Annotated in this window: 14 protein-coding genes; 5 read left to right on the forward strand and 9 right to left on the reverse strand. The window is 54.2% G+C overall.

Annotation, left to right across the window (positions count from 1 at the left end; genetic code table 11):
• Positions 1-148 precede the first annotated feature (148 nt).
• Entirely contained in the window at positions 149-3,799 is a 3,651-nt protein-coding gene (locus AWR27_RS18145) for a DUF7507 domain-containing protein (RefSeq protein ID WP_077132499.1), read from the forward strand.
• 289 nt (positions 3,800-4,088) lie between these two features.
• Positions 4,089-5,357, forward strand: coding sequence for a lytic transglycosylase domain-containing protein (locus AWR27_RS18150; protein ID WP_077132500.1), 1,269 nt, complete (start codon positions 4,089-4,091; stop codon positions 5,355-5,357).
• A gap of 100 nt (positions 5,358-5,457) precedes the next feature.
• Here AWR27_RS18150 and AWR27_RS18155 read toward each other — a convergent pair whose 3' ends face one another.
• From AWR27_RS18155 to AWR27_RS18165, 3 genes are all read right to left on the reverse strand, one after another.
• Positions 5,458-6,393 carry a homoserine kinase gene (locus AWR27_RS18155; RefSeq protein WP_077132501.1) on the reverse strand — a complete coding sequence of 312 codons (936 nt, stop codon included), beginning with the start codon at positions 6,391-6,393 and terminating at the stop codon, positions 5,458-5,460.
• Positions 6,394-6,529: 136 nt separating this feature from the next.
• Entirely contained in the window at positions 6,530-7,009 is a 480-nt protein-coding gene (locus AWR27_RS18160) for a hypothetical protein (RefSeq protein ID WP_077132502.1), read from the reverse strand.
• Positions 7,010-7,045: 36 nt separating this feature from the next.
• Entirely contained in the window at positions 7,046-7,612 is a 567-nt protein-coding gene (locus AWR27_RS18165; RefSeq protein WP_077132503.1) for a hypothetical protein, read from the reverse strand.
• A 180-nt stretch (positions 7,613-7,792) separates the two neighbouring features.
• On the opposite strand from AWR27_RS18165, the gene AWR27_RS18170 reads away from it, so the two are divergent.
• From AWR27_RS18170 to AWR27_RS18180, 3 genes are all read left to right on the forward strand, one after another.
• Positions 7,793-7,987, forward strand: a complete 195-nt coding sequence (locus AWR27_RS18170; RefSeq protein WP_077132504.1) for a hypothetical protein — start codon at positions 7,793-7,795, stop codon at positions 7,985-7,987.
• A gap of 87 nt (positions 7,988-8,074) precedes the next feature.
• Positions 8,075-8,914, forward strand: a complete 840-nt coding sequence (locus AWR27_RS18175) for an MBL fold metallo-hydrolase (RefSeq protein WP_077132505.1) — start codon at positions 8,075-8,077, stop codon at positions 8,912-8,914.
• Positions 8,915-8,921: 7 nt separating this feature from the next.
• Positions 8,922-10,124: an FG-GAP repeat domain-containing protein gene (locus AWR27_RS18180; RefSeq protein WP_077132506.1), complete on the forward strand. Its 1,203-nt coding sequence runs from the start codon at positions 8,922-8,924 to the stop codon at positions 10,122-10,124.
• Between the two features lie 11 nt (positions 10,125-10,135).
• Here AWR27_RS18180 and AWR27_RS18185 read toward each other — a convergent pair whose 3' ends face one another.
• The 6 genes from AWR27_RS18185 to AWR27_RS18210 all read right to left on the reverse strand — a co-directional run bounded on the left by AWR27_RS18185 (position 10,136) and on the right by AWR27_RS18210 (position 12,882).
• A complete protein-coding gene (locus AWR27_RS18185; RefSeq protein WP_077132507.1) occupies positions 10,136-10,486 on the reverse strand; it encodes a hypothetical protein in 351 nt (116 codons plus the stop codon).
• Positions 10,487-10,516: 30 nt separating this feature from the next.
• A complete protein-coding gene (locus AWR27_RS18190; protein ID WP_232325867.1) occupies positions 10,517-10,861 on the reverse strand; it encodes a hypothetical protein in 345 nt (114 codons plus the stop codon).
• 19 nt (positions 10,862-10,880) lie between these two features.
• On the reverse strand, positions 10,881-11,219 hold the full coding sequence (locus AWR27_RS18195) for a hypothetical protein (RefSeq protein ID WP_077132508.1): 339 nt from the start codon (positions 11,217-11,219) through the stop codon (positions 10,881-10,883).
• Positions 11,220-11,428: 209 nt separating this feature from the next.
• The gene (locus AWR27_RS18200) at positions 11,429-11,791 is read right to left on the reverse strand and encodes a hypothetical protein (RefSeq protein ID WP_077132509.1); all 363 of its coding nucleotides are present in this window, start codon (positions 11,789-11,791) and stop codon (positions 11,429-11,431) included.
• 63 nt (positions 11,792-11,854) lie between these two features.
• Positions 11,855-12,520 carry a hypothetical protein gene (locus AWR27_RS18205; protein WP_077132510.1) on the reverse strand — a complete coding sequence of 222 codons (666 nt, stop codon included), beginning with the start codon at positions 12,518-12,520 and terminating at the stop codon, positions 11,855-11,857.
• Positions 12,517-12,882 (reverse strand): hypothetical protein, encoded by a 366-nt coding sequence (locus tag AWR27_RS18210; RefSeq protein WP_077132511.1) that lies wholly within the window; start codon positions 12,880-12,882, stop codon positions 12,517-12,519. Before AWR27_RS18210 ends, AWR27_RS18205 begins: the two co-directional genes overlap by 4 nt.
• Positions 12,883-12,941: the final 59 nt, after the last annotated feature.

The following is a 12,941-nucleotide window of genomic DNA, read 5'->3' on the forward strand; positions in this document are numbered from 1 at the left end:
TCAGGCATTGGCGAATTACACATGATGCACTGATAATTTATCTGTACCACGCTCACCGTGTAGCATTCGCTCTCGTCTAAAAATCTTGGCACGTTATTTGGTCAAATAGCGTTTAGTCACCCTCTTTCACAAAAACTCAATCTTTTTTATGGAAAATAATTCTTTTTTAGAAGATTCAGTAACAAATAGATTACCCCTAACGCAGCAATTAGCCAGTATTTTACAGGCTGCTGGGTTCAAGCAACGGGTCAGTTGGTTGATGAACACCGCTGACTACCTAACCTCCTGGAAAAACTTTATCCGTCTGGCTCTTTGTCTCGTCATCATCCTGTCAAACGTCGATGCTACACTATGGGCGCAGAGTTCGGGACGTGCTTCAGTGCGCGTTGTTAAGCAGGTTGATAAAAGTAAAGCCAAACAAGGCGACCTGCTAACATATACATTGGTCGTTACCAATTCAGGAACGGCCACCGCCAGCAATGTCATTGTTCGCGACTCCGTTTCAACGGGGCTAACGTATCGGCCTAACTCTGTTAGTGCACCTGTTGGAAGCCGTTTTGTGATTGGTTCGCCAATCAGCACCTGGACAATAACCGAGTTGACGGCTGGACGAAGTCTGACTATGACGATTCAGGCTATTGCCGACAGTTCGGGGGTTTTGTACAATACAGCTACTGTTGCCGGAGATACGGCCAAAGTCTGCACCTCGATCCCGCTACGGGTGTGCACGGGCGACGAGTATGTGTTTCGCCTGAGTGGTCCGCCCAACAAAAGCCGGTATCAGTGGTATCGGGATGGCGTTGAACTTACCGAGCAGACTACCAGCCAGTTAGACATCTCCAGAACCGGTAGTTATAGTTTAGTTGTTAATAATCTTGATGAGAAATGCCCGGATTATACCTGCTGCCCATTTATTGTTGAAGAGGTGGCTCCTCCTGCATTTAAAGCCCAAACGGTGGCCGTAAACTGCGCTCAGCCCCAGCCAAACGGACAACTTATCGTAAGCGATTTCGACCGCGCTCATACCTACCAGTATTCTCTCGGAACGTCGTTCAACGCAGATGCTTCGTTATCAGGTTCTGCCAGGAAGATACCTGAAAACGGCGTTATTGCCACTCAATTACCCGATCCAACGGGCAGTCAGGCTTATACTGTTCGCGTGTACAACGAGGCCGGCTGCTATACCGACCAAACCGTGAGCCTGTCGGCAGCGGGTTGTTGCTCGCTCACGGCTACGCCCATTGCCAGTGCCTGCGACCCGATTACCAACACCTATTCATCGACGGTTGTTGTGGCTCTCGCTCAGCCGATTGCCGGTACGCTTACCATTGCCGATGGTCCTCAAAGCACAACCATTGCCACCGCTACCGGCACCCGCCAGTACACGGCGGTGTTTACGGGCCTCATCGCCAGCGGAACCAGCCATACTGTAACGGCCCTGTTGACGAACTGCTCGCTAACCAGCACGACCTACGCAGCCCCGGCCTCCTGTACCCTCAGCCTGGCTCTAACCAACGTCAGACCGGGTGCTTGTGATACGCCTACCAATAGCTATACGGTCAGTGGGGAGCTTAGCCTGACCAATGCCATTGCCGGTACGGCTGTTTTCTCGGATGGCAGCAGTACGGCTACAGTGTCGGTCAGTGCCGGAACTACTTCCGTGCCGTTTACGCTTACGGGCTTAGTCAGCGGCACCGGATCGCACACGGTATCGGTTTCATATGCTGGCAAGTCGTCCAGTATAACGTATACCGCGCCCGTTAGCTGTTCAACCTGCCCCGTGCCCGTAATTGCCCTCGCCAATGCTTCGCAGACCGTTTGCGCGGGCGGCACAGCACCCGCACCTCTCTCAGTCAGTGTGGTGAGTGGAACCGTAACGGCCTACACCTGGTACGGACCATTGAGCAGCACGGCCACGGCGTTAACCACGCCCATTGTCTCGGCAACGAATGCTGCCTACCAGCCTGTTGGCGAGTTGAGCGCGGGCACGTATTACTACGCCGTTGTTCTGCAAAGCAATTCCGTAACGTCCTGCACAACCGTGGCTTACGCAAGCCTGACCGTTCAGCCCCAACCCAGCTTGGTACAACTTCCCATAGCGGCTTGTGCAAATCAGCCTGTCGATATTTTGACCTCGTTTTCTGTGACGGGCGGTTCGGGTACAACAAAGGTTTTTTCGACCAGCGGCAACGCACAAGCCAACACCAACGCTCTGACTAATACGGTGGTTTCGCTCTCAACTACCACCACGTTCTATCTGAGCGGCACTACGGCTTCCGGCTGCGTATGGTCGGGCGAGACAATCCTGCGGGTCAATCCGGTACCCAATGCAGGAACCAATCAGGTATTGGTCTGTGAAGGTCCAGCACCCACCAGCACCACACTCGCGGCCACGGGTGTTGAGCGGGGCGAGTGGCGGGCGGTGGTCGGCAATCCGGCGTCGGCCAGTTTCAGTAGCGGCACGGCTCTCAACACAACCGTATCGGGCCTGACCTCGCCCGGAACATACACGTTCGTCTTTAGCAGCCCCGAAAGTTGTAGCAGCAGCGTAACGGTGGAGGTTCCGGCCTGCCTGTGTGCGCAAAGTCTGAGCGTCTCGCGGGGTGAATGCAATACGGCCACCAATCAGTATGCCGTAACGGGCACCATCAGCCTGACCAACACGCCCGCCCGTAGTTTAACTGTTAGCGACGGTACGGCCACCGCCACGGTATCGGTCACGTCAGGGCAATCGACTGTTGCCTACAGCCTGACGGGTCTGCTGTCGGGGTCGGGCAGTCATACCATTACAGTTACCTCGTCGGTGTCGGGTTGCGGACCGCTGTCGGCTACCTATGCGGCCCCGGCTTCGTGTACGATTGCCCGCCCAACGCTGGCAATTAAAGACCCCTGCCGCTGTTTCAACGTTGAGTACGCGCCAGATGCGCCCAAGCGGTTGTATGAAGTCGTTGAAGTAACAGCCCAGCCGGGTCAATCGTGGCGCATTGTAGCGCAGACGGGTATGCTCAGGCCCGATACGCTCACCCGAACGTCGGTTCCGGTTGGTACAACGCTGACCGAAACACCGGGCGGTTCGGGCAAGTACCAGCTAACATTCACGCACGACGACGGTGTGGGCTACTCGCTGACGGTAACGAACGGGGTAGATAACCTCACGATTGCCAACCAGTGCCAGCTTTATCCATCTGTTACTACTACGATGCTGAGTGCATCTGTCTGTCAATCAGCCACGCCGGTTGCGCTGACAGCGACTGTCGGGGTGGCCGCTACCACGCGTTTCTTTTACGTCGACAAAACTACCGGTCAGCCCGTTACCATCACCGAGTTCAATCCGAGTCAGTTTACTGCCGGTGAGCTGGTAGCGATAAAAACGGAAGTGGTTCCGCAGAACCCGGCTCAGTGTAGTTTCACACTCGTGCAGTCGGTGCGTATCGATGCCAGTCCGAGTTTTCTGGCACGGATAACGCCGGTTTCCTGTACGGGCAATGTGGCCCAGGCCAACGGTCGGATTCAGCTTAGCCAGTTCCAGCCGGGCAGCACGTACCAGTACTCGCTTGGCAGCTCATTCAACGCCAACGCGTCGCTATCGGGCGGAGCGCAGGGCATTCCAGAGAATGGATTGATTGTAGACAATCTGGCAAATCCAACGCTGGCTCAGGATTATACGGTACAGGTGTCTAACCAGGCCGGGTGTACTGCCAGCCAGACCGTGCGTTTAGTACCAACTGCGTGCGTTTGCCCAACGGGTAACTGCATTCCGTTTACCGTACAGCAGATTCGGGGCGTTCGCCGACGGTAAGATTATACACTCAACAAAAACTCCTGCTTCTTTTCAGAGCAGGAGTTTTTGTTTTTCCGCGCCAACGTTGTACTTTTACGGTCTACTCAAATCGACCCGACTATTTTACGGGTCAGCATACCTTTGTCAACTATCGACACCAACCTCATTTTCAAGCTGGAATGCGGCCACTGACGTAGGCAGTGGAGAAGAAACAGAGAGACGAGCGGGCCGCGCTGAATACCGACCAACATTATCTGGTCAGGCCGTTTTCGGTCAGTGCGCATACCCATCGTAACCCACTCTCTGCATGAGACAACGAATTGTATTCCTTGCTGGTGTAAGCTGTTTGTTTGTAGGGCAGACCGTAGCCCCGGCCCAGCCAACGCCCGAACTGCTGGCCCTGAACACCCCGGCCCCGGTTCATTTTTGTGGTGAAAGCCTGCCAACCGACCAACCCGCCATTACCGAACGCTGGACGCGCACCCTCAACCGGCAGGCAACCGCTGCCAGCAGTCTGGCTGTGTTGAAACGGCGGGCAGCGGTCGTCTTCCCGCTCATTGAACCAATCCTGAAACAATACCATATTCCGGCAGATTTTAAGTTTTTGCCCCTGCTCGAAAGTGCTGTTACCAACAACGCCGTATCGCGCCGGGGTGCGGCTGGTTTCTGGCAATTGATGCCGCATACGGCTCAATCGCTGGGTCTGAGCGTGTCGCGGGGGCATGATGAGCGGTTCAATCTGCACAAGGCCACACAGGCCGCCTGCCGTTATATTCGGTCGTTGTATGAGCAGTTGGGTTCGTGGATGCTGGTGGCGTCGGCTTATAACGCGGGGCCGGGCTATATTTCGCAGTTGGTGCGCCGACATCCCAACCGGCACCCTATGGCCCTACCCTATCGGGCGGCAGAGACCAAAGCGTATCTGTATCAGGCCGTTGCCATCAAAGAACTCATTACCCGGCCACAGGCATACCACAACCTACTCAACAAACGACAGGTAATTAGTTTGAGCGATGACGATAACGCCGTACCGGTGGCCGAGCGAGCCGCTATTCTGGCCTCGTTCGACGTAAACGAAACCAACGCCGTTGATGTCGGGCATCCGGCATTTGTGGCCGATTCAACCACAGCGGTTGTTTTATTGACGGAAGATGAAGCCGAAGAAACGGAGCCGGTTTTGCTGACCGATTCGGTCGAAACTGCACCGGTAGCGCAGGCTCCCGCATCGGCAGGAGGCAGTACGTCCAACGCCAGCGTAGCCTTACCCGACAATCGGCTGTTTACGCGCTGCCTGAGCAACGGCCCACTCACCGAAGGGCAGCTATGTCTGTTTCAGGTCGTGCAGCCGCTAACGCTCAACGGGCGCGTGTTTGCCGTGGGCGATGTGGTACAGGCATATGTTGATGTGATCGACACAGCATCAGGCCGGGTATTTTTACGCGCCATTCGCCTGACGATAGCCCAAACGCAGGAAACCGCCCCGCTCCGATTCGTTGCTACCGGACAGCCCCGTCGGCCCGGCGTACCGCTGCCCACACAGGTAGAAGGCTGGGGAACGTGGTGGGAGGAGATGTAGATAGTGATGAGTGATGAGTGATGAACGATGAGTGATGAGTTTGCTGACGCCGGTACATTTTCTTGCGTCAGCAAACTCATCACTCATCGTTCATCACTCATCACTTTAAAATAACCTTCGGGCCTTCCCGGTTGATCTCCGATACGTAGGCTTCGCTGGTGATGCCAACCGATAAAAATGCCTGCTGCATGGCCGCGCCGACGCGCTCGGCGGTTTCGGCATCGCGGCTGAGCGCGAACATCGACGGACCCGACCCCGAAATGCTGCAACCCAATGCACCGTTATCTACTGCGGCCTGTTTTACTTCGTTGAATTCGGGAATCAGAATCGACCGCACCGGCTCAATAATTACGTCAACCAGCGAACGGCTAATCAGGTCGTAATCGGGCGACATTAGGCCCGCAATCAGCCCGGCTACGTTACCCATCTGCGTAATCGTATTTTTCAGCGATACCTCATTTTTCAGAATGAACCGGGCATCTTTCGTATTCACCTCAATATCAGGATGAACGAGCGTACAGAACAGCGTAGCGGGCGTGTTGATTCTGATAACGTCGAGCGGGCTATAACTCCGAATAACCACAAACCCCCCCAACAGCGACGGCCCTACATTGTCGGCATGAGCCGAACCGCAGGCAATGCGTTCGCCTTCCATCGCAAACGGAATCAGTTGGCGCGTCGTGAGCGGTCGACCCAGCAATTCATTGATGGCATATACCCCTGCTACCGCACTGGCCGCACTGGAGCCTAATCCACTGCCGAGGGGCATCTGTTTCTGCAACACAGCCTCAACGCCAACGTCGGTGCGCTTGATATGGCGCAGGTAGGTTTGTATGGCAATACCGGCGGTGTTACGGTCGGCTTCGCGGGGCAATCGGCCTCCGTCGCCAATAATATCGGTGATGACAACGCCCGGCTCGTCGCGACGGGTGAGGGTAATTATATCGCCGGGGCTGGTTACGGCAAAGCCAAATATATCGAATCCGCAGGCCACATTAGCCACAGTAGCGGGGGCAAAAACACGAATTGAGTCCACAGTATAGCTGGTAGGAGCCGCAAAAGTAAGGGTTTTACAGCAAACCGGCCCGATTATCCGCTGATAACCGGGCCGTTGGCACTGAAAAGTCTATTTCTCAGATAGAACGCAAATTCTTATGCGCCGATATAGCCCGTTACTCGCCGAAAAGCTTGTTCCAGATACCCTGCGCTTTTTCTTTGGCCGCTTCGAGCTGAACAGCCGCTTCGGCCTTCAGTTCTTCCATTTTAACCTGTGCGGCTTCGAGTTGCACGGCAGCTTCAGCCTTCAGGTCGTCAATTTTGTCTTCGGCTACGTCGGCGAGTTCATCGACTTTGACAGCGGCAGCAGCGAAGACCGTTTCAGCCTGTGCCTGCAACCCAGCCAATGTTTGGGCGGTAGACGCTTTAGCCGCTTCAAACTGCTCGGTAGCCTGGGCTTTCAGGGCATCGATGTCAATGTCTTTGCCTACTTCCTGCGCTTTGGCAATCAGTTGATCTTTCAGTTGATCGAGTTGGGCCGCAGCCGCGTCGATGTGCTGACCGGCTTCAGCCTTGAACGTATCTAATTTTTCGGCAGCAGCGGCTTTGGCTGTCTGCAACTGCTCGGTAGCAGATTGTTTTGTGTTGTTTTCCATTGTGAACCGTGGGAATTTACTGGTAAATGTAGCCGATTAACCCAATCGGCGCACAATCAGGCTGTTGACTAATTCAAATAAACTCAGTGGCTTGAGGGTGCGCCAGTTGGCAATGTCGAGCGTACCGCCGAAGTTGATGTAATAATCGAGGTGGTATTTTTTCCATTCCCGTTCAACAAATTCGGGCGAGTGGATGGCAGCAATCCAGCCATCTTCCACGTCGTCGAACCACTCTTCGTAGTAGCTGTCGTCGGAGCCGTGAAAGTTGAGAACGTTCTCGGTAACGAGTACGAAATACTTGATACCTTCCTGCACAAGCGGATCAACAACCTGCCGTTTCAGGTACATAATGTCGTTATGGAGCGTGTCGTTCCATTCGCCGAATAGCTCGATCACCACAAATCGCCGGTCGTAGTTAGCGAACAGAATCTTGCAATAGAGCGTTTCGGAGCCGATTTCGTCCCAGAGTGGGTGAATATAATAGCCGTAAATATCATTTTCATACTGCTGCATGTTGTACTCGCGCTGATGGAAGGGCGAGCGGTCGTCATCGGCAGCGTTGTAGTATTTTTCCCAGCCGTAAAACGGTTCAATATCCTGCATGAATCAATTCGTTTCCGTTTATCATAGTAACGAAACGCAGGCTGAAAAGTTGATTCACAACCTATCGGTGGTTGCCTTTACCTAACAAAAACTTTCATTCTATAAAATATATATACTAAAGGGTAGTTACAGGGCGTTGCCTTCGTGAAAACCAACTTGTTTATCTAACTATTCTTACTTATGAAAAAGGTAGTGTGGATGATGGCTGTTGCGCTCGTATGTATGGGTGGCACAGCAACAATGGCGCAGGTACAACAGGATACCACCCGGCGCGGCACTGGCGTAGATCGGCAAACACCCCGCTCCGATACCTCGCGCACCCCGCAGCGAACGCCGGGCAGCACCACGAAACGAGACAGCACAAGAAAAAAGTAAACGCTTATCAGCCGGGCCAACAGCCCGGCTTTTTTGTGGATAAAAGTTAGGCTAACTTGTGGCTTTAACGGTCTTCCTGTTTTTGCCATGCTCAAAGCCGCTTTTCAAAAAGACGATGCCCTTCTGGCCGACGTTGAACGCGCCGGAACCAACACTAATGGTCTACATATCTGGTGGCTTGGTCAGAGTGGTTTTCTGCTACAGTACAACGGCCATCACCTGCTGTTCGACCCGTATCTGTCCGATTCGCTCACGCATAAATACGCCCAGACCGACAAGCCGCATACCCGTATTGCTGAGCAGGTTATTGATCCGGCCCGCCTTACGATGGTCGACGTAGTAACGTCGAGCCACAACCATACCGACCATTTAGACGCCGAAACACTGCTGCCCCTGCTGGCGGCTAATCCCGGTCTGCAATTTGTGATTCCCGAAGCCAACCGCGCTTTTGTGGCCGACCGGCTTGGCACCGACGTAGCCTGGCCCGTAGGTCTGAACGATGAACGCAGCGTAACGCTTGGGCCGTTCGTGCTGCATGGCGTTCCGGCGGCTCACAATGAACTCGAACGCGACGAGCGGGGACGCTGCAAGTGTATGGGCTTCGTGGCCGAACTTGGCCCCTACCGGGTTTATCACTCCGGCGATACGCTCTGGTACGATGGCATGGTCGATCTACTTCGCCCGTTCAACGTCGACGTGGCGTTTCTGCCTATCAACGGCAATAAACCCGAACGGCGCGTAGCGGGCAATCTTAACCCCGACGAAGCGGCCCGGCTGGGTCGCGACATCGGCGCGAAACTTGTCATTCCGCATCATTACGATTTATTTGCCTTCAACACCGCCGACCCCGCCGAGTTCGTGCAAGCCTGTCAGCAGCACGATACGCCCTACCGGGTTATGCAATTAGGCGAAGGCATTAGCATCTGATATCCCTATGAGAACTCTGCTTCTTTTTCTGTTACCCGTTGTGGCCGTTGCCCAGACACCGGAGCCTAAATTCTCGATTCAGGTGGTTGATAACCAGATTAATATTGGCTACGGACTGGCGATTGGCGACGTTGATGGCGACCAGAAACCCGATATTCTGCTGGCCGACCAGAAGACATTCGTCTGGTACAAAAATCCCGGTCGGCGCGGTGCTCCGTGGCCGCGTTTCGTGATGGCCGAAAACCTGACCCCGCAGGATAACGTCTGCATTGCTGCCCGCGATCTCGATGGCGACGGGCGCGTGGAGGTGGCCGTGGGCGCAGGTTGGGACCCCTCCCAAACCGACGACAGTACCAAATCGGGTGCGGTTTTTTATCTGGCCCGGCCCGCCGATCCAACCCAACGCTGGGAAGCCATTCGGTTGCCACACGAGGTTACGACGCATCGGATGCGCTGGGCCAAGACCGGCACCATGTATCAGCTCATTGTGGTGCCGCTACACGGGCGGGGCAATCGGAACGGAGTGGGCCGGGGCGTTCGGACGTGGGGATACGAATGGCCGAAAAATACGCGTGGCCCCTGGAAACGGCATTTAGTGGACTCAACGCTACACATGACCCATAATTTCGAGATTTGGGAAGACGGTTCGGCTACAGGCTTGATTATTGGCGGTAAAGAGGGCGTTGTGATGAAGGAATGGCAAGCCGGAAACTGGCAAACCGCCGATAACGAATCGGTTAGCAAAACCCTGAAATACCTCACGGGCGACAATGAAGGCTTCGGCGAAATTCGCCGGTACGACCGGGGCGCGGGCATTGCCAGCATTCAGCCCATGCACGGCAATATTCTGCAAACAGAAACAGGCAACTATGCCGCCAAACGGCCCGATGCGGCCCGTTCCGATAAAGAAGTAAGCGTACTTACCGATCAGATGAATCAGGGGCACGCACTGGTTTGTGGCGACTTTTTGGGTACAGGCCGCGATCAGATCGTGGTTGGCTGGCGTAATCCTAACAAGGAAGGCCGCGTAGGTCTTCGGCTGTATGTGCCGCAGGAAATCGACAATGTGCCGGGCTACGTCATCAACGACAGCGTTCGAATGGCCTGCGAAGACCTGCAAGCTGCCGACCTCGACGGCGATGGCAAATTAGACCTTATCGCGTCGGGTCGGGCTACGCTTAATGTGCTAATCTACTGGAATGAACGATAGCACACAGACTGTTACTTATTTGAAATCTGACCGGCCATTGACCGCAATGCCGATGACAGCCCTTCGAGCCGGGGAGCAATATCGCCCTCCGACCCCATTCGGGTGCTGAATTCAGCCGTTTGGGTAGAGAGCGTTTCAAGTAACTGGCTGAGTTCACTGCTATTGGTCTGCTCGCTTTTCAGGTGCGTTTTCAGCCGTTCGAGCGTGTCGGTCAGGTCTTTGGTATTATCGGCCTGACTAAGTTGCTGAATCCACTGGTCAATAACGCCTGTACCACTTTGGGGCGTTTCGTTCGTAATATCGGCTTCCAGAACACCCATTGTGGCGTCGAGCAATTCGGTCGATTCTTCGTGATTGAGCATTGGTTATGAGGAATGTGTGAGAAGATACTTTTATAACTTGCTGCCAAAGTTTCGTAGAATCTTCGACAGGCTTTCGAGGCCACCGGTCCAGGTGCCTTCGCTGTTTGGCCCTTCCGCAATTTGCTGCGTTCGGTCGGCTAAACTCTCCATCAGCAGCCGAATCCGCTGGCTGTTGGGCTGGGCGGCCTGCAACTCGGTACGCAATTCATTGAGTTCATTTTCCAACTGACTCATGTTGGCGTCGCCCTGCAACGCCTGTAGCCAGCCATCGATCAGCATTACCCCCTGCGCGGGCGACACGCCCCCCTGATTACCATCGCGGAAGGTGCTAAGCGTGTCTTCGAGCATCCGCTCTTCCAGTATGTTCGATCCCATAATCATTGAGTTGTAAGGTTTAAAGTTGCTCAGCAAACAGTCGCAGCGACGTGGCCACATTCTCCAGTTTGCTGGCGGTTTGTTCCTGAATATTGCGCCCCTGTGCTACCTGCGAGGTATGGTCGGCAATGTCCATGAGTAGTTCACGAATGCGGTCGGGGTCGGGCTGGGCAAGTTGCAACTGGCCGCGCAATTCGGTCAATCGCCCCTCCACAATACCGGCACTGGCGTTGCCATCGATTACCTTAAGCCAACCGTTTATCAACTGAACACCATCGGCTGGCGATGTAGTAGCAATGTCGTTTAAGCCGTTGGCAGTCTGTTCAAAAAGCCGTTGATCTAATGCGTGTGAAGCCATTTCTTATGAGTTTTCAGCTTGAGATCTTAGGCGTGTAGAATCTGCCCGTCTAAGATCTATACCAATTTGACGTCGCATTGACGTATGGCTGACGCAGGTGAGACGCAAAGGGTTGCGTCTCTACGTATGAATATCCGGTGTAGAGACGCAACCCTTTGCGTCTCACTTGCGTCAGCCATATGCCACCCCTGATTTAACAGCGTATTAGTTTAAACCGTAGTTGACAATTGCCCGGCAAAGTTGCGCAGCGCGGTAGCCAATGTTTGCAGTCGCGACTGCATATCGCCCTCGGCTTTTGGCGCATAACCTTCGGTACGGTCGGCCAGATAGGTAAGCAATTGGGCGAGCCGGGCATTGTTGGGTGCGCCAGCCTGTAACTCATCACGAAGCTCGGTAAGCGGTTCCATCAGGTCGCTCACGGTATGGTTACTTTTAATTGACGAAAACCAGTCGGTGATGAGCGACATCCCCTCTTGTGGTGACGCAGCCTGCCCCTGATCGAAAGCGGCTACGGTTGCGTCGAGTAATGTAGTAGCACTGGAACCCGTTGTGCTCGAATGTTGATTTGCCATTTTTTACGTTAAATTTTGTTTCAGCTCCTCCGTTGTGGAGAACAGATCAGATTGAGAAAATTATCAATATTGCGAACGACCGCCCGACGAGCCACTGCCCGATTCGGCAGAGCCGCCCGATATGCCGGAGCGTTGCGTGCCAGAGTTCGTGCTGTAGTCGTCGCCTTCAGAGCCGGTGCCGTAGCCTGAGCCATACGAGCCTCCGTCCTGCCTTTGTGCGCCTTCGGCTCCGGTCATGTCATCCATACCCATTGCCGATGCGTTTCGGGTCGACAGGTCTTCATTAGTAGCCGCTTCAACAGTCGAAACGTTTGTGCTTCCGGTTGCCGAATTGCCCTCAACGGTGCTGGTCATTGGTGCCTGTTGCTCCTTTGCATCGACCATATTGGCCGAACCGCCTAACTGTTTTGCGAACCCGTTGAGCGCGTCGGTCAGGGAATTTAGTCGCGTTTTCTCGTCAGTGTCTGCCGAATCTGCCGCCTGACGGGCCTGATCGACAAGCTCTTGCAAAATCTGCTGGATACGGCCTCCGTCGGGATTGCCGTTTTGCAGTTCGGCTTTCAATTCGTTCAGACCGCTCATTACTGGATTCGACGCCTGATTATCATTGCGCAAAACACTCGTCCAGTTATCGATGAGCGAAATGCCATCTAATGGCGAAACCGCGACCGACTCACCATTAAACGCGTTGATGGTCGTGGTGATGAGGTTGGATGTCTGCTGATTCATTGTGCGAGTTGTCGATGAAGATTTTCGAGAGCTGCTACTACCTGCGAAAGTTCCGTTTGTTCGGCACTGGCTTCTGCTGATTGCATCACGCCCTTCGTTTGAGTGATGAGGTCTTCAAGAATTTCGGCGATAACTTCGGCGTTGGGCTGGCCTTCGTTCTGGTCTGGGTCAAGTTCGGCACGAAGTTCTTCAAGCGTGTCGGCGATTTCGTCAGTGGCGTCGTCCCCAGCTTCATCGAGCCGGTCGAGCCATTTATCGATAATCGACATGCCATCCTGCGGTTCGATTGTGCTGATGCCACTATCGAAGGCATTGACAGTTTCGTCGATCAGCGAAATCTGGTTTTCATCTTTGTTAATCATAACGATTGAAACGAGTTAACTTCGTTTTCAAAGAACCACTGGTGCGGGGGAATGTTCGC

It is taken from the genome of Spirosoma montaniterrae (assembly GCF_001988955.1).
Taxonomy (GTDB): domain Bacteria; phylum Bacteroidota; class Bacteroidia; order Cytophagales; family Spirosomataceae; genus Spirosoma; species Spirosoma montaniterrae.